Here is a 16,407-nt window from a genome sequence, read left to right as displayed (position 1 = left end):
CCCATCAACGAAAGTCTTCATCAGCCTTCACGTTCTCTACGCCGTTCCTCCTCATCCGCCCGGCGCAGCGCCTCGGCCACGCTTTGGCACTGTGAGGCCATCTGTGAGGCCAGCACCGTCAGGCGCTTGACTGTAGCTTCACTCTCATTCCATGAGACTGAATATTCCTGCTCCGCCCGGCCCGACCATTTAATAGCAGCTCTCCGCTGCTGCTGCTCTCCGGCAATCTGCCCCAGCTGCTGCCCAGCCGCCGCAAAGTGGGACGCCGCCCGCTCCAAGGCCGCAATATTCGCACGAATTCTCGACACCATCGTTCCACTCCTTTCAACTTCTGTCTCTTAGGAGCTCTCATCCGCACTCCGGAACCGGTCTGCAATGGCTTTCAGCTCGTCCCCGATCGTCTTCAGCGTCTCGGATACACTCTGGAGCTGTTCATGAGATCCCGTGTAGGATTGATAAAATCGCTCTCGGGTCACGCCCTCCCATTCACCAGACATTCCGTCAATGATCCCTTTGAGCTCTACTGCCATATCCAGGTTGCTCTGGCTGCATGCCAAGAATCGAGCAGCTGCCTCGTCCAATTGTTCGGGATTAATTTTGATTTTCGTCATGCCCGTCACCTCCGCCATCCTCTTTACTCTTCGCAAGCACATCCTGTACCAGAGCTCTCACAGCCTGGCCCAGCTTCCCGCGCCGATAATTTTCCACCCGTACGCCCTGCTCCTCGTCACGCCTTGCGATCCATCCGCCATCTTCTCCGATCCCGCAGGTCATCACCTGCTGGCGCCACACCGGACCGCTGCGCTGCATCAAGGTCATTCGCCCCTGAAAGTCCGCCTGCTCCATCAGAGACTTCAGCGCTTTGGCATCCGGGCTCAGCCCGGGATCCAGGGCCTTTGCTCCTTCGGTTTCACTGCCGCTCATCAGGCTGTCATAGACCTCAACCGGAAGTGTAAAAGGCTGCTTGATCGTTCCTTGTGCTGCGGCTTCTGCCGGAAACACCTGCTCGATGAGAGGCAAGGACAGCTCCAGGCTCGCTATGGCACTCAACCGAATGGCGTGATTCCCTTCCCCATCACCGCTGTCAGTCTGCACTCGCTCGACCACCATCTGCGGCAAAAGATGCAGGTAGGCATCGTAGACGGTTTTCCCGCCGCGCTTTAACTCCAGACGTACCGCATACGAACTGTCCAGCACTGCCAAGAAAGCCTCCAGCACCGGCTCGATCGCCAGATCATCTCCATCTGCCATGAGAAGCTCTCGCTCCAGCAGCTGCCCCCGGATCTTGGCCCACTCATCCTCCAGCTCATCTATCAAATATCCGGAATACGGATCTGAAAATCCGGCAATCCCGTTATGTTCCACCATATTCATTAAAAAAAACAGCTCACGCTGCCCAATTTCGCGCACCCATTCCTGAGTATTCTCTACAGCTTCTGACATACGGCACCCCCTCTAACTTCCACATTTTCCCTTGTATAATATAAACATTTTGTCATGCTTATCAACGTGTTGTCAAAAGCAACCGAGCCGAAAAGAAGACAATAAAGGAAAAATGTGACTTTCCTCCCTCTAGAAGGTATTATCGAATCCGACTATGGTCTCAAAGACCCAAGACGATCGGATCCTTCAAGGCTCATCCTCTTGAAATCGTGCGCAAAAAAAAGAAGCATCCTTCGCCCCGATGGCAAGGATGCTTCATAAATTTTATGCTTCTTACAATACACTCGCTTTATTACGCTTGTCCCGCTGAGAAGGTGTGTCATCGTTCAGTCCAAGCGCCTGCGAGGTCGAAGTATGAATGTGCTTGATCAGCTCAGGGTTGTTGAGCAGCGGTGCGCCGTATGAAGGAATCATCTCTTTCAGCTTCGGCTCCCACGCTTTGACATGCTGCGGGAAGCACTTGTGGATCACTTCAATCATTACGGACACCGCGGTTGAAGCACCCGGCGAAGCGCCGAGCAGTGCGGCGACCGAACCGTCGGCTGCGCTGACCACTTCCGTACCGAACTGCAGCGTACCTTTACCGCCAGCCTCCGTATCCTTGATGACCTGTACACGCTGGCCGGCTACGAGCATGCCCCAGTCCTCGCTTTTGGCATTCGGGATAAACTCTCGCAGCTCCTCCATCCGCTTTTCCTTGGACAGCATGACCTGCTGGATGAGGTACTTCGTCAGCGACAGGTTCTTCGCGCCTGCTGCGAGCATCGTCAGCACATTGTTCGGCTTCACGGAGCCGATCAAGTCAAACATGGACCCGGTTTTCAGAAACTTGGGCGAGAAGCCCGCAAAAGGTCCAAAGAGCAGGGACTTCTTGTTATCGATAAAACGGGTGTCCAGATGCGGTACTGACATCGGAGGTGCGCCTACCTTCGCTTTGCCGTATACCTTGGCATGATGCTGGGCAACCACTTCCGGATTATTGCACACCATGAACAGTCCGCTGATCGGGAATCCGCCAATATGCTTGCCTTCCGGAATACCGGATTTCTGAAGCAGCGGCAGACTGCCGCCCCCGCCGCCGATAAACACGAACTTAGCGGTGTGAAGTTCGGTTTTACCGCTTTCATTACGAACTTTCAGTTCCCATTTCCCGTCGCTCGTACGCTTCAAATCATCTACGCTGTGACGATAGCGAATATCGACGTTCTTTTGCTTCAAATGCTGAAACAGCATACGAGTCAAAGCCCCGAAGTTCACATCGGTACCTGCATTCATGCGGGTAGCCGCTATTGGCTCATTCGATGGCCGCCCATTCATAATCAAAGGAATCCATGTCTTCAAGATTTCCGGATCCTCTGAGAATTCCATTCCATGGAACAAAGGATTGGCCGACATCGCTTCAAAACGTTTTCTAAGAAAATCTATATTGTCTTTCCCCTGCACTAAACTCATATGCGGCAGCGGCATAATGAAATCCTGCGGCTGGGTGATCAGCTTGCGGGTTACAAGATAGGACCAGAACTGCATGGAATCCTGAAACTGCTCATTGACCTTTACCGCTTTACTTATATCTATCGAACCATCCGCTTTCTGGGAGGTATAGTTCAGCTCACACAGCGCTGCATGGCCTGTACCTGCATTGTTCCATTCGTTCGAGCTTTCTTCTCCTGCGCTTGCCAGCTTCTCGAACACCGTGATTTTCCAGTCCGGTACTAATTCTTTCAACAGTGTCCCTAAAGTCGCACTCATGATACCGGCACCAATTAAGATAACGTCTGTTTCGGTTTGTCTGTTGCTCATTTTTACCTTCCTTATGCCTAAGATTTGCAAAAAAGAATGTAGACTCCTCAGCTTAGCCGCCACAACAGATCATGGCGCACCCGGTCACGCATCTTTTCTGGAACGAGGTTACGTAACCCTAGTGTATCACTATTATATCTGGAATTGAATATGAATTTATGAATAGTTGATGGAGGATATGCTGAAAAATCCAACCTCCCCACGGTAGATGGAGAAGGTTGGATTCATGCGTGTATATATAGAAGAAGTTAAGAATCTAGGACAGCTTGAGAAGCATCGCACTGTGCGGGGCCAAGACCCTGGAGAATGACGCTTCAGCCGTTCCAAGATCCTCATGTTTCCAAAGATCGCGGACCTGTTTGCGACCTGACAGGCCAAGCTGCTCCCAGGTGACACCAACCTCTGCCGATTCTTCCCCTGCGTTAAACAATGCGGCATACGTGCCGCCCGCCGGGTTCGTTGACATCCAGGCAATGATATCGCCATTGCGATATACCGGCTTTGCATCCACGCCTTCACGGTGAACCTGAAGCACTTCCTCATTCGTCAGCAGGGACTGTGTCCACTCATCGTTATCCCTCATCTCGCCGCCGAACATGAGCGGAGAGCGGAAGATGGACCAGAGTGTCATCATCGTCAGCTGTTCATCCTTCGTAAACCGCGTCCAGCGGTCGCTGGCTCCGCCGTCTACCGAACGGATGCCGATATGGCCCAGTGGCAGCATATCACAGTCCGGCCAATGCCCGGGACCGACATGACGGTACCATTGTTCACAGCGGTCAAACATGTCATGCAGCAGCTCCCACAAATCCCAGTAGTCATCGGTCATCCGCCACATATTCGCATTGCGGTTCAGCAGCTCCTCATGGTCCACCGGTGCGGGTCCCGGGGAGAGCGACAGCACCATATCACGGCCGCAGCGGTCGATGGCTTTACGGATCATTTCAATCTCGCGGCCGTGAATACCGTATAAACGGGAAGCGGCAATGTCGTCTACCTTAACAAAATCGACTCCCCACTCTGCATACAGCTGAAACAGAGAATCATAGTAAGCTTGTGCGCCTTCCCGTGACGCATTCACGCCGTACATATCGGTGTTCCACGGGCAAATCGAGTTCGGATGGGCGATATCACGCGCGCCTTGAGAAGTGCCGAGCAGCGGCGTGTTACCATGAACGGCCTGACGCGGAATTCCTCTCATAATATGAATACCGAATTTTAACCCGAGGTCATGGACAGCATCGGAAAGCGGTTTGAAGCCCTTGCCTCCCGCGGAGGACGGAAACCGGTTCACGGCTGGAATCAATCTTGAGTACTCATCCATCTCCAAAGGAACAAAAGCATTATATTGGGACGATTTTGCGGTAGGCTCATACCACTGAATATCGACAACAATATACTCCCAGCCATAGTCCTTCAGATGTTCTGCCATGTAGCGGGCGTTGCCGAGCACTTCCTCCTCGGTGACGCTGGCCCCGTAGCAATCCCAGCTGTTCCAGCCCATGGGCGGTGTTTGAGCAAAGTCATGATGGTTCACTTGCGCACTTCCTTTCCTACTCGTGATTAAAGCTTGTACAAGTAGCATAGAGGGAAAAACGCGGCCGCGTCTACAGCAATGTTTTGCTTCGGTATGTACAATATTGCGGTCTGTTCTAGTCGAATTTCAAATGATGAAACCCGACGATCTCGCGACCATCGCGAACTTCACCCGGCGGGTAACCGACCCATTTTCGAAACACCTTGATGAAATAGCTTCCGCTGGAATATCCGATCTCTCTTGCGATCTCCTCCATGCTCAGTGAAGTGCTCCGCAGCAGCTCGACGGATCGTTCGATCCGGATCTTCGTTAAATACGAGATCGGGGTAAGCCCTGTGGCATCGCGAAATACACGCGTAAAATGGTATTTGGACAAGCCTGCATTGCTGGCAAGCTCATTCAGACTTTGCAGTTCACAATAGGATGTCTCAAGCTGCTGTACCGCGCGCTGCACCGGCAGAGGCCAGGACGCCTTTTCTTTCCGGCGGGTCTCGCTGAAGCGGAACAGCTCCATCACAAAGCGGTAAACGAGCGATGAGGCGATATACCCATCGGTAATCCTGTGGTTTGCAGATGCATGAAACATGTCCTTTAATAATCCGATGGCTCCCGAATCCTCTGGAATGCAAGGAGTGTGGCCCAGCCGGGTAACGAGTTCAGCCCACTGCTCACTCAGGTTTTTCTGACGAAACAGAATGAAGTAAAATTCCCACTCCGAGCTGGTCTCCGGAAGGAAATAACGGTGCTCACCGGGGATTTCCACCATAAAAGCCGTTCTTGGCTTAAGATCATACGTTTGACCCTCGATACAAACAGCGCCCTGGCCGGACACCGTGTATTGAAAAAGATAGAGCGGACCGTCAATCCGCTTCATACCATCCCAGTTATAAGCATGGGTCTGAATATGTTCCCTCCCTAGTGCGAACAGCTGATAAAAGGAGCTCTCCAGCGTATCCAGAAACCGGTATCCATAAACGGCAAAATGCTCGTGTGTCATGATCGTAAAACCTTCGCCGCCACCCCGAACCGGTCCGGGCGAAATGCATGCTGCCAGGCCTGCAATGGCCTGCCTTCTACACAGTTTGCGGCCAGCTTGGCGGTCACGGGACTCAGCAGAATCCCGTTGCGGTAATGCCCCGCCGCGAACACCACGCGCTCCGCCTGCGGCACACGGCCGATCAGCGGCCGCCCGTCCAGCGTGGACGGCCTCAGTCCCGCCCAGCGGTGGAACGGCTCTGCCTGCTCCAGTGCTGGAACTACGTTCTTGTTCCACTGCAGCAGACGACGGATGCCTCTGTCCGTCACGCTGGTGTCGAATCCGGCGATATCCTCCGAGGCTCCGCACACGAGCGTACCGTTGGCTTTTTGCACCAGGTACCCCTGACTGCTGAACACCATATGGTTCAGCGGCGTTTGCTCCGCATCCCAGGTGTATGCACAAATCTGTCCCCGGATCGGCTGAACGGGAATCCGCATGCCCAGCTTGCCCGACAGCTCTCCCGCCCAGGCACCGGTACAGACCACGAGCTGATCCCCTGTAAAGATCTCACCGCTTGCTGCCTGTACCTCGATGTGATCTTCCCATGCCGCCAGATCAAGCGCGCCCAGCTCCTCCTGAATGTCCACCCCTGAACTCAGGCAGGCTGACTTCAAGGCGGTTACAAAATCCGGCGCATAAATGTGACTCTCTTCCGGTGTCCACAGCGCTGCCAAGGCCTTGCGGGACAAGCCGGGCTCTGCCTCGAACAGGTCGTCTCCCTGCAGGATGACCGCACTGGATCCGCACGTTCTCTGCCAGTTCATCCGGCTTTGCAGACCCAGCAGGTCCGCCTCATGGTACGCGACATACAGACTGCCGCTCGGCGTGTACTCGAAGCTGTTCCCCGAGCATTCCCGCACGAGCTGCTGCCAGGCTGGATAAAGGCTCAGACTTTCCCGGCACAGCATAAAAAATTCATCCGGCGCCTCCACATTCTCTGAATAGGGTGCCAGCATCCCGGCGGCTGCGCCGGAGGCCTGCCCGCCGCATCGCCCGGTTTCCAGCAGCCGGACGTTGACGCCGCGGCGGCTCAGTTCAAGGGCACATGACAGCCCGATAATGCCGCCGCCCATGACCAAGATGAGATCCTTCATCTGCTCCACTCCTGTCTAAAGTACATCCGGGGAAGACGGCCGGCTCACCATGGCTTCCAGTCCGCTGCTGGCGGATGCGTACTGCTTCTTCGGCACCCGGCCGGACAGATACGTAAGCCTTCCTGCTTCAATGGCCAGCTTCATGGCCAGCGCCATGCCGACCGGATCCTTGGCCTTGGCGACTGGCGTGTTCATCAAGACAGCGGATGCGCCCAGCTCCAACGCCAAGGCGGCATCGCTGGCGGTTCCCAGCCCTGCATCCACGATGACCGGTACGCTGGCTTCCTCTACAATCAGGCTGATATTGTAAGGGTTCAGAATGCCAAGTCCCGTCCCGATTGGAGCGCCCCCCGGCATAATGGCGGCAGCTCCGGCCTCCTCCAGCTTCCTGCAGATGACCGGATCGTCCGAGATATAGGGGAGTACCGTGAAGCCTTCCTTCACCAGAATTTCTGTAGCCCGCAGCGTTTCGATTGGATCCGGGAGCAGTGTCCGCTCGCTGGCACTAATCTCCACCTTTACCCAGTCACTGAGGCCCGAAGCTCTGGCCAGACGCGCGATCCGGACCGCTTCATCTGCCGTCCGGGCTCCCGATGTGTTGGGCAGAAATTGAAAAGCCTCTGGCTCAACATGCTGCAGAATAGAATCATCCTCCACCGCATCCAGATTGACTCTGCGGATGGCAAAGGTGAGCACTTCTGCACCCGACACCGCAATCGCTTCATTCTGGACAAATGGACTGGGGAAGAGACCCGTCCCCAGAAAAAAACGTGAAGACATCTCATGATTCCCGATACGCCAAGTATCTTGGTTCATTCCTTTAACCCCCTCCTACAAAATGGACAATCTCGATCGTCATACCTGGCACGGCTTTCACGCACGGCCACTGCTCCGCCACCAGCACTTCTCCGCCAGCCTCCACAACGACCGGCTTGCCGGTCAAACCCAGCTTCTCGATTACATCAGCGATGTTGCCCGCTGCCATTTCCCGCCTGCTGCCATTGATGATCAGTTCCATGTGTCTACCCCTTTTCGATCCAGCTTCGTAAGGAACGTCCGGCATGTTCCTGTAACGTCCGTGCTCCCTACGATCTCGCTAACTGCACAGATTCTGGTCGCTCCGGCGCGGATAACCTCTTCCACGTTATCCAGCTTGATTCCGCCAATCGCTACGAACGGAATGGATATCTGCTCCGCCACCTCTCGGATGTACGATAAACCGACCGGTGCCACGACATCAGCTTTCGTTGCCGTAGCATAGACGGGCCCCGCCCCAATGTAATCGGCACCCTGCTGTTCAGCCAGCAGCGCTTCGCCGATGGCATGCGTCGAAATGCCGATGATCCGGCTGCCGACCCGCTGCCGGGCCTCTGCGATCGGCATATCTCCCTGGCCCAGATGAATGCCGTCGGCATCTACCTCCAGCGCCAGGTCGACATGATCGTTCACGATAAAAGGAACGCCGTACCTTGTAGTCAGCGCCCGAAGGGCTTTTGCTTTACGTACAAGCTCCTCCTTGCTGCTGCTCTTGTCGCGGAACTGAACAATATCCACGCCTCCCAGAATAGCTTCTTCCATCACGTCCACAAGGCTCCGGCCAGGGTGAAAGTTCTCGCCGGTGATTCCATACAATCTGAAATTTGGCATTTTGATTTTCTCTCCTGTTCTAATCTTCGTTAATTGCCGATATAACGGGCATAAATCGTCTTCGCCCTGACGAGGTCGTTCGTCCCCTGCACCAGCGTCCGGCCATCTGCGAACAGCACCAGGCGTTCGCCTTCCGGGAGCATCGCCCGGATCAGGTATTCATTCACCTTCATGTTCACTACAGCCGGTTCAAGCCGCTCCTGCCACAGCTTCAGGTCGAACGGCTCATGGCCGGCAATCTGAACCGAATCCCGACCGCACAGCGATAAGGCCGCATCACTCTCCTCCTGCAGTGCAGGATACTCATGAAGACCGCAGCACGGGCAGTCCACTCGCGGCTTCCCCAGCTTCATCGCATGGTACTGGTTATGCCACACATCCAGCGTAATGAGGCTGTCTCTTCTCGCCTCCGCGGCACCCACCAGGTATTTCAGCGCCTCCACCGCCTGATACGAAGCGATAATATCGACCACCGGAGAGATTACGCCAATCGTATCGCAGGTTTGGCCCCCGGAATCCGCCGATTGAATGAAGCAGCGCAGGCATGGCGTCACACCCGGCACAAATATGGCACTCATACCCCGTGAGCTGACTGCCCCGCCGTATACAAAAGGAACCCCTTCCCGAAAGCAGGCATCATTCAGCAGAAAGCGGGTTTGAAAATTATCGGTCCCGTCCAGCACCAGGTCCATATCCTGAAGAAGCTCGGCGGCATTGGCAGACGTCACATCCGTGAACACCGCCTCCAGCCGGGTTTCCGTGTTGATACGCTTAAGCTTATTTTGAGCTGCTACGACTTTCGGGAGCGCCTCTGCAGCATCCTGCTCGTCAAACAGCATCTGCCGCTGTAAATTGCTGGGCTCCACATAATCCCGGTCAATCATACGGACCCGCCCTACCCCGGAGCGGACCATATGGTTGGCCAGAACGGTGCCCAGCGCACCCATGCCGACAATACACACCGCGCTTGCTGCAAGCTTCTCCTGTCCTTCTTCCCCAATCGGAGAAAATAACATTTGTCTGGAATACCGCTCTTTCATGTCATTCATCCCCTTTGTCGTCAATCGTTCTATGTGCGGTTAATTTGGATATGCAATAAAGCCATTCGAGAATACACGAATGGCTTGGACAATTCGAATGAGGTTCTCTACGCCAGCATTACCTGGATCAGATTAACGGTCCGAAGCATAAGGCTCCAATCTCAGCCGGACTTGATCCAGCACCCGCATTCTATTTTCATTTAAATTCAGCATAACGAAACGCCGGGAATTTGGCAACAGCGTATTACGCACCTGATATCCAGCTTAAGCCCGCTTTACCCGTTACAAGCGTACAAACATGTGACCCATACTCTGAATAAAATGCTCATGTAATACGTGGATTGCGAGAGAGGAGGAGAGTGCCTTGGCATACCATGCAGCAGCAAAGCAATGGGTTGGACATCCGGTTTGCCTGTTATTGAATGATGGCAGCTATTATATTGGAACACTGGAGAAAATAAATAAACACCAATTAACCCTGTCCCAGGTTAAGGGGAAGGGAAACAGCCGCAAAAAGCGTAAGTCGAAGAAGCGCGCACAAACATCCGGTCTGTTCGGTCCGATGTTTGGCGGATTTGGCCCAGGTCCGGCACCGTTCGGCGGAAATTTCCCACCCGCGGGTGGTGCAGGCGGAGGAGGACCGTCTTTCTTCGGTGGAGGCGGAGGCGGCGCAGGTCCGGTATCTGCAGGCGGTGAGGGCGGATCGGCACCAAACGCTGGCGCCGGTGCGGGCCTCGGGTTCGGGGGGATTTTCAACACAGTTAATAAATATATGCCGATGATCCGAATCGGAATGAATGTTGTGAAAAGCATATGGCCGTTGTTCGGAATGCTCAGCATCTAACCACATGTCCAAATTTGCTTCATGTCCGTGAGGGCCGAGAGAAATAAGATTGAAAAACAATCTTATTTCTCTCATTTTTCCGCTGTGTAGCAGTTTAAGATTGAAAAACAATCTTAAAAACACCTGAATGTCTTCCTACATACGATGAATGGGCAAAAAAGTGAAAAATAAGCCTGAAAATCAATCTTATTGAGATAATGGCTTCTATTTTCAAAGAAATAAGATTGAAAAACAATCTTACTTAAACTGCCAAGCCAGGTTGGCTTGCTGAACAGCGATCATAGAGAAGGCTGATTCAACGGTTCTATTTTAGCTTGACTTTAAAGGTGGATTGGCTTGTCAAGGTGTGCAACTCAAACCTCAGTTCTGCCGGCTGATCTCCTTGAGGCACCTCAAAAGCGATCCAGCCTGACCGTTTTCCGTCAGGTGCGAGGTCTCCATTACCTAAGTCATCATATTGATCTCTCGTGTCAATGATTAGATAATTGCGTTTAATTTCACCCGACCCTGTCACGATGCTGTAATGGGTCTGGCTGTATTTATAATCTTCACCGCTCGTATTGTGAATTTCAGAGTTGATTACAATGAATTCCTGTCCCTCGTCAGCAGCCAGCCTTTCCCCTAACTTCTGCTTGCGCTCACCCTCTGTGAACGTGTATGTAACCCCTTCATACTCAAATGGCTCCCCCAGCTCAAACAAATCCTTCTGCTGTACGGCAGCCGGCTCTCCGGAACCGCTAAGCTGAGTCGCGACATTCGTTGTTGTGGTCTCCCAGTTCCTAATCTGCTCCTTGAGTGCAGCCACTTCCTGCTTGATCGCCTCCACATCAGATTGGAGCGATTCCATCTCACCTGCTGAACATCCACCAAGCAATAAGGTGGTTATCATAACGGGCAGTATTCTTTTTTTGATCATATTGTTCTCTCCCTGTTCGACTGTGAGTTTTATATCTGCGTCAATCTCTCCGCTGCTCCAGCAGCAGCTGCTTGATCTCCTGAACATCCTTCTTCAATTCCGTATTCTCCTGCAGCAGCCGATCCAGGCGCTCATCACGATCTGCATCGTCCTCCTGCCCCAGATAGCTCAAAATGACCGCCACCACAAGATTCAGGATAACAAGCGCACCGACAATGATAAACGTGACAAAATAAATCCAGGCCCACGGCATCTCTTCGATAATCGGCCTCGCAACCTGACTAGCCCACGACTCAAACGTCACAACCTGCATCAAGGTGAACAGCGAAGTATGGAAACTCCCGAAAAACTCATAAGGCAGCACATCTTTGAAAAATGTGGTGCCAATAATCGCATAAATTGAAAATAGCAGCAGTGTTAACCCCAGCACACCGGTTAAGGCCGGAATCGACCGCATCAGTGAATCGATAATTTTGCGCAGTGACGGGATGGCCGGAATCATGCGGAACAGCCTCAGAACCCGGACCAGGCGCAGTGCACTTACGAATGGTGCAGCCAAAAACGCCAGACTGGCGGCCACAATGATGAAATCAAACCAGTTCCATCCGCTGGAAAAGTAACGCCTGAACCCCAGCCCAATAACCTTCACCACAATTTCCAGTACAAAGATCAATAGGATCATTTTATCGAGGGTGATCAGAACGGAGCTGCCCGGTTCGTAAGTTTCGGCAACAATAATGACACCGTTCAATAGAATTATTGCAATCACAATAGCTTGAAAATAACGGTGCTCCACCAATCGCTTACATGCTTCTCTCATCAATACTCCCACAATTCCTTTCCTTCCGAATTTTCTCACATAGATATAGCTCCATTATGAAGCGCAATCAAGGGATAGTCTATATAACTTGTTATTTGAGAAACATTCTCATTGACAACGATGGAAAAGGATAGTATTGTTAATGATGTTGATAATCATTATCATTTAAAATACATAGGATAAGGGTGGATTTGTACATGAATACCAAGCAAAAAACCTCTGTAAGATCGTTCGTATTTTCAGCTATGCTGCTTCTACTCCTGGTGGGCTGCTCCACGCAGCAATCCGAACCTGCATCGGCACCGACTGCCAATACTCCTGAAGGCACAGAAGCAACTACATCCGAAGCCGCATCGAAAACGCCTTCCTCGGATGCAGAAAACACGGAATATCCAATCGTCATCAAGCATGCGTTCGGGGAAACGGTGATTGATAGCAAGCCGGAACGGGTCGCTACCATCCAGTGGGCAAACCATGATGTTGCGCTCGCCCTAGGCGTGGTGCCTGTAGGCTTCTCGGCAGCCAACTACGGCGTGCAGGATGACAGCGGGCTGCTGCCCTGGACAGCGAAGAAGCTGAAGGAGCTTGGCGTCACGGACCCGAATGTTTTTCAGGACACGGACGGCCTGGATTTCGAAGCTATTTCGGATGCTGACCCGGATGTCATTCTCGCTGCGTACTCCGGAATCACGCAGGAAGATTATGATATGTTGAGTGAAATTGCTCCGGTCGTGGCCTACCAGACAACACCTTGGGTAACGACCTGGCGCGAGCAGGTGCTCTATAATGCAGCAGGTATGGGCATGAAAGCCGAAGGCGAGCAGCTCATTAAAGACACCGAGAAGCTGATTCAGGATAAAGCCAGCCAGTACCCGGATCTGCAGGGCAAAAAAGTGGCATGGGTCAATTTTTCAGCAAACGACTTGTCCAAATTTCATATTTATACTCCAGGTGACCCAAGAGGCGCTTTTCTGATCGAGCTGGGCATGGAATATCCAGAGAGCGTGACAAGCCAGATTAAGGATGACGCAAGCTTTGCCCTGACGCTCAGCTCTGAGAATGCTGACAGCCTTTACGATGCAGATATCTTGGTCGGATATGGTGATGAGAGCTTGTATGAAGCGGTAAAAGCTGATCCGCTGCTGAGCAAAATCCCAGCGATTAAGCGAGGTTCAGTTGTATTTATTGGTAACGGCACACCGCTGGCAGCGGCCGGCAATCCCAATCCGCTGTCCATCTCGTACACGATTGATGAGCTGCTGAAGCTTATCGGAGGCGCTGCCGACAAGATCCATGAATAATGCAGCACTTGCCACAGCAGACAAACGGCTGATCCAGGCGGTACCCCGGCATTTTAGAAAAGTCCTTGTCCTTTCTGTTATCCTGCTTCTCTTATGCGCGATAGCCTCCCTCGTCTTCGGTTCGCGCCTGGTGGGATGGCATGAACTGATGGATGGATTGTTCTACCCGGGCTCCAACTCCTATGGGGCTGACATCGTACGCAAAAGGGTTTCGCGCACCGTGTTCAGTTTGTTTTGCGGTGCGGCCCTCGGCGTATCCGGGGCACTGATGCAGGCGGTGACCCGGAATCCGATCGCAGATCCCAGCATCCTGGGCGTCAACACAGGGGCTGCCTTGTTCGTGGTATGCGGCATCGCGTTCCTGAACATCAGCACCGCCGGCCAGTATATTGGGCTCGCCCTGGCTGGCGCGGTCATGACCGCCGTGTTCGTCTTCGGCATCGGTTCCATGGGGCGCGGCGGTGCTACGCCCCTCAAGCTTGTGTTAGCGGGAGCGGCCACCAGTGCAGCCCTGTCCTCCCTGGTCAGTGCTGTCATGATCCCGCGTTCGTCCGTGATGGATCAATTCCGGTTCTGGCAGGTGGGCAGCGTTGGTTCAGGGAGCTGGAGCGTGATTGCCGCTTTTATTCCTTTTCTTCTGATCGGCCTGCTGATCGGCTTCCTTACCGCTCCGGCGCTTAATGCACTGGCACTAGGTGATGATGTGGCGACAGGTCTCGGTGTCCGCACCGGGGTCCTGCGTCTCATTGCTGCTTTGGGCGGTGTGCTGCTGTGCGGAGCGACTACGGCACTGGCAGGTCCGATCGGATTTGTCGGGCTGCTGTCCACCCACGTCATCCGCCTGATCCTGGGTCCTGATCTGCGCTTCATTATTCCGCTGTCCGCGGTTTCAGGGGCCATTATTTTAACGGTGTCCGATGTCAGCGGCAGGCTGCTTGGCAGCCCCGGCGAGCTGGAGGTCGGTGTCGTTACGGCGTTTGTTGGAGCACCTCTGCTCATACTCTTAGCGATGAAATCGAAAGTGCGTTCCTTATGACAAATACAGCGATTGCATTTATTATGGCGGGAAGGCGTCAGCGGCGCCGACGTTTTGTCTTTGTTACCACCCTGCTTGTCATCCTGGCATGCCTTCTGTGCTGTGCCATGCTCCTTCTGGGCAGCACCCTCTATCCGCTGCAGGATGTGATCCTGGCCCTGACGGGTGAAAAGATTAAGGGCGTGTCGTTTGCCGTCAATAGTATCCGTCTGCCGAGGATGCTGGCAGGCCTGTTTGCCGGATTTGCCTTCGGTGTCGGGGGAGCCACCTTTCAGACGATGCTGCGCAACCCGCTTGCGAATCCCAATGTCATTGGCATTACAGCAGGCTCCAGTGCGGCGGCGGTATTCTGCATCCTGATCTTGCAGTCCAGCGATGCGATGGTTTCTATCGCCTCTGTCATTGGCGGCCTGCTGATCGTCATTCTGATTTATGTTTTTTCGAGAGGAAGATCCTTCTCTATCGGACGCCTGATCCTGGTCGGCATTGGCATACAGGCGATGCTGAATGCATTCATATCCTATTTGCTGCTCATTGGCGGCCAGCAGGATATTCCTGCAGCACTCCGATGGCTCGCCGGCAGCCTGAACGGATCCCGCATGCATGAGCTTCCGCCTCTTATGATCGCAGTCCTTGTGGGTACACCGGTCATTATTCTGCTGAGCAGACATCTCAGCATCCTGGAGCTGGGGGAGCAGACCGCTGCTTCGCTTGGTGTTCAGACAGATAAAACCCGCATTGCGATGATCTTGAGCTCCGTCTGCATGATTGCAGTGGCCACAGCGATCACGGGGCCCATTGCCTTTGTCGCTTTTCTGTCCGGGCCGATCGCCAAACGATTGGTCGGAGCCGGTTTTTCCAGTGTCGTTCCTGCCGGCCTTGTCGGGGTTAATCTGGTTTTGGCGGCCGATCTTATCGGACAATTCGCATTCGAGGTCAGATTCCCTGTTGGCGTCATCACCGGCATTCTTGGTGCGCCATATCTGATCTATCTGTTAATCCGAATGAATCGAAAGGGGGATTTGTAATGCAGCCTACCCATACATTTCAAGCCGAGAACCTCACTGCGGGCTATGATCATACAACAATTCTCCATGACATCAGCCTCGAGATTCCCAGCGGCAAAATCAGTGTCATGATCGGTGCCAACGGCTGCGGAAAATCCACACTTCTGAAAACACTGGCCCGCCTCATTAAGCCTAGTTCCGGAACCATTACCCTGAACGGAAAGCCGCTGGATGATATCCCGTCCAAGTCATTCGCCCGGGTGGTAGGACTGCTGCCGCAATCCCCCATTGTCCCTGAAGGTATTACCGTCGCTGATCTGGTGGGAAGAGGTCGGTTTCCGCATCAGTCCTGGCTGAGCAGCTGGAGTAAAAAGGACATGGAGGCCGTTGCTGAAGCGATGGACATCATGAGCATTACAGACTTCGCCAACCATCATATCGATGAGCTGTCCGGCGGCCAAAGGCAGCGGGTGTGGATTGCCATGGCCCTGGCGCAGCAGACCGATATCCTTTTTCTCGATGAACCGACAACCTATCTGGACATCACCTACCAGATCGAAATTCTGGACCTGCTCACCGAGCTGAATCGAAAGCTTGGCATCACCATGGTTATGGTTCTTCATGATATCAATCTGTCTGCACGGTATGCGGATCATATCTTTGCACTTCGGGAAGGAACGCTTGTGGCAGAAGGGAAACCGTCCCAGGTCATTACGAGTACCGCTGTGAAGGACATCTTCGGGCTGGACTGCACCGTCATTGCAGATCCGGTGTCCGGCTCTCCTCTGGTGGTGCCGATCGGGCGATACCATGCCCAGCCTGCCTCTGCTGCTGCTTACGCTGCCGCTGGCAGAGCATAACCGGTTGAATCATCCAATCCCGG

General features: G+C 53.5%; 18 protein-coding genes. 5 read left to right on the top strand and 13 right to left on the bottom strand.

What is annotated here, in order from left to right:
* Positions 1 to 20: 20 nt before the first annotated feature.
* The 11 genes from HII30_RS00800 to HII30_RS00750 all read right to left on the bottom strand — a co-directional run bounded on the left by HII30_RS00800 (position 21) and on the right by HII30_RS00750 (position 9,609).
* Positions 21 to 311, bottom strand: a complete 291-nt coding sequence (locus HII30_RS00800; RefSeq protein ID WP_169503024.1) for a hypothetical protein — start codon at positions 309 to 311, stop codon at positions 21 to 23.
* A 27-nt stretch (positions 312 to 338) separates the two neighbouring features.
* Positions 339 to 611: a WXG100 family type VII secretion target gene (locus HII30_RS00795; RefSeq protein ID WP_169503023.1), complete on the bottom strand. Its 273-nt coding sequence runs from the start codon at positions 609 to 611 to the stop codon at positions 339 to 341.
* Entirely contained in the window at positions 592 to 1,443 is an 852-nt protein-coding gene (locus HII30_RS00790; protein ID WP_169503022.1) for a hypothetical protein, read from the bottom strand. Before HII30_RS00790 ends, HII30_RS00795 begins: the two co-directional genes overlap by 20 nt.
* Positions 1,444 to 1,716: 273 nt before the next feature.
* The gene (locus HII30_RS00785) at positions 1,717 to 3,258 is read right to left on the bottom strand and encodes a malate:quinone oxidoreductase (RefSeq protein ID WP_343045043.1); all 1,542 of its coding nucleotides are present in this window, start codon (positions 3,256 to 3,258) and stop codon (positions 1,717 to 1,719) included.
* A 241-nt stretch (positions 3,259 to 3,499) separates the two neighbouring features.
* Positions 3,500 to 4,780 carry a glycoside hydrolase family 27 protein gene (locus HII30_RS00780; protein WP_169503020.1) on the bottom strand — a complete coding sequence of 427 codons (1,281 nt, stop codon included), beginning with the start codon at positions 4,778 to 4,780 and terminating at the stop codon, positions 3,500 to 3,502.
* Positions 4,781 to 4,895: 115 nt separating this feature from the next.
* Entirely contained in the window at positions 4,896 to 5,777 is an 882-nt protein-coding gene (locus HII30_RS00775; RefSeq protein ID WP_169503019.1) for an AraC family transcriptional regulator, read from the bottom strand.
* Positions 5,774 to 6,913, bottom strand: coding sequence for a glycine oxidase ThiO (thiO, locus tag HII30_RS00770; protein WP_169503018.1), 1,140 nt, complete (start codon positions 6,911 to 6,913; stop codon positions 5,774 to 5,776). Before thiO ends, HII30_RS00775 begins: the two co-directional genes overlap by 4 nt.
* Positions 6,914 to 6,928: 15 nt before the next feature.
* Entirely contained in the window at positions 6,929 to 7,729 is an 801-nt protein-coding gene (locus HII30_RS00765; RefSeq protein WP_169503017.1) for a thiazole synthase, read from the bottom strand.
* Between the two features lie 4 nt (positions 7,730 to 7,733).
* Entirely contained in the window at positions 7,734 to 7,931 is a 198-nt protein-coding gene (gene thiS, locus HII30_RS00760; RefSeq protein ID WP_169503016.1) for a sulfur carrier protein ThiS, read from the bottom strand.
* Positions 7,922 to 8,560: a thiamine phosphate synthase gene (gene thiE, locus HII30_RS00755; protein ID WP_169503015.1), complete on the bottom strand. Its 639-nt coding sequence runs from the start codon at positions 8,558 to 8,560 to the stop codon at positions 7,922 to 7,924. The genes thiS and thiE overlap by 10 nt, the downstream gene beginning before the upstream one ends.
* A gap of 29 nt (positions 8,561 to 8,589) precedes the next feature.
* Positions 8,590 to 9,609: a ThiF family adenylyltransferase gene (locus HII30_RS00750; RefSeq protein ID WP_169503014.1), complete on the bottom strand. Its 1,020-nt coding sequence runs from the start codon at positions 9,607 to 9,609 to the stop codon at positions 8,590 to 8,592.
* Between the two features lie 355 nt (positions 9,610 to 9,964).
* Between HII30_RS00750 and HII30_RS00745 the strand changes: the two genes are divergently transcribed.
* Positions 9,965 to 10,444 (top strand): hypothetical protein, encoded by a 480-nt coding sequence (locus tag HII30_RS00745; protein WP_169503013.1) that lies wholly within the window; start codon positions 9,965 to 9,967, stop codon positions 10,442 to 10,444.
* A 304-nt stretch (positions 10,445 to 10,748) separates the two neighbouring features.
* On the opposite strand, the gene HII30_RS00740 is transcribed toward HII30_RS00745, so the two are convergent.
* Together HII30_RS00740 and HII30_RS00735 are read right to left on the bottom strand one after the other, a co-directional pair.
* Positions 10,749 to 11,360, bottom strand: a complete 612-nt coding sequence (locus tag HII30_RS00740) for a DUF4352 domain-containing protein (RefSeq protein ID WP_169503012.1) — start codon at positions 11,358 to 11,360, stop codon at positions 10,749 to 10,751.
* A 40-nt stretch (positions 11,361 to 11,400) separates the two neighbouring features.
* Entirely contained in the window at positions 11,401 to 12,180 is a 780-nt protein-coding gene (locus HII30_RS00735) for an ion transporter (protein ID WP_169503011.1), read from the bottom strand.
* 197 nt (positions 12,181 to 12,377) lie between these two features.
* On the opposite strand from HII30_RS00735, the gene HII30_RS00730 reads away from it, so the two are divergent.
* The 4 genes from HII30_RS00730 to HII30_RS00715 are packed head-to-tail and all read left to right on the top strand — an operon-like array spanning position 12,378 to position 16,384.
* Complete coding sequence (locus HII30_RS00730; RefSeq protein WP_211184351.1) at positions 12,378 to 13,481, top strand: iron-siderophore ABC transporter substrate-binding protein; 1,104 nt, start codon at positions 12,378 to 12,380, stop codon at positions 13,479 to 13,481.
* The gene (locus HII30_RS00725; protein WP_169503009.1) at positions 13,474 to 14,517 is read left to right on the top strand and encodes a FecCD family ABC transporter permease; all 1,044 of its coding nucleotides are present in this window, start codon (positions 13,474 to 13,476) and stop codon (positions 14,515 to 14,517) included. The genes HII30_RS00730 and HII30_RS00725 overlap by 8 nt, the downstream gene beginning before the upstream one ends.
* Complete coding sequence (locus tag HII30_RS00720; protein ID WP_169503008.1) at positions 14,514 to 15,545, top strand: FecCD family ABC transporter permease; 1,032 nt, start codon at positions 14,514 to 14,516, stop codon at positions 15,543 to 15,545. The genes HII30_RS00725 and HII30_RS00720 overlap by 4 nt, the downstream gene beginning before the upstream one ends.
* Positions 15,545 to 16,384 (top strand): ABC transporter ATP-binding protein, encoded by an 840-nt coding sequence (locus tag HII30_RS00715; RefSeq protein ID WP_169503007.1) that lies wholly within the window; start codon positions 15,545 to 15,547, stop codon positions 16,382 to 16,384. Before HII30_RS00720 ends, HII30_RS00715 begins: the two co-directional genes overlap by 1 nt.
* The last annotated feature ends 23 nt before the right edge of the window (positions 16,385 to 16,407 follow it).

The organism is Paenibacillus lemnae (assembly GCF_012933385.1).
Taxonomy (GTDB): domain Bacteria; phylum Bacillota; class Bacilli; order Paenibacillales; family Paenibacillaceae; genus Paenibacillus_AQ; species Paenibacillus_AQ lemnae.
Note: the sequence above shows the minus strand (reverse complement) of the source record. Positions and strands in the feature narration are given on the sequence as shown.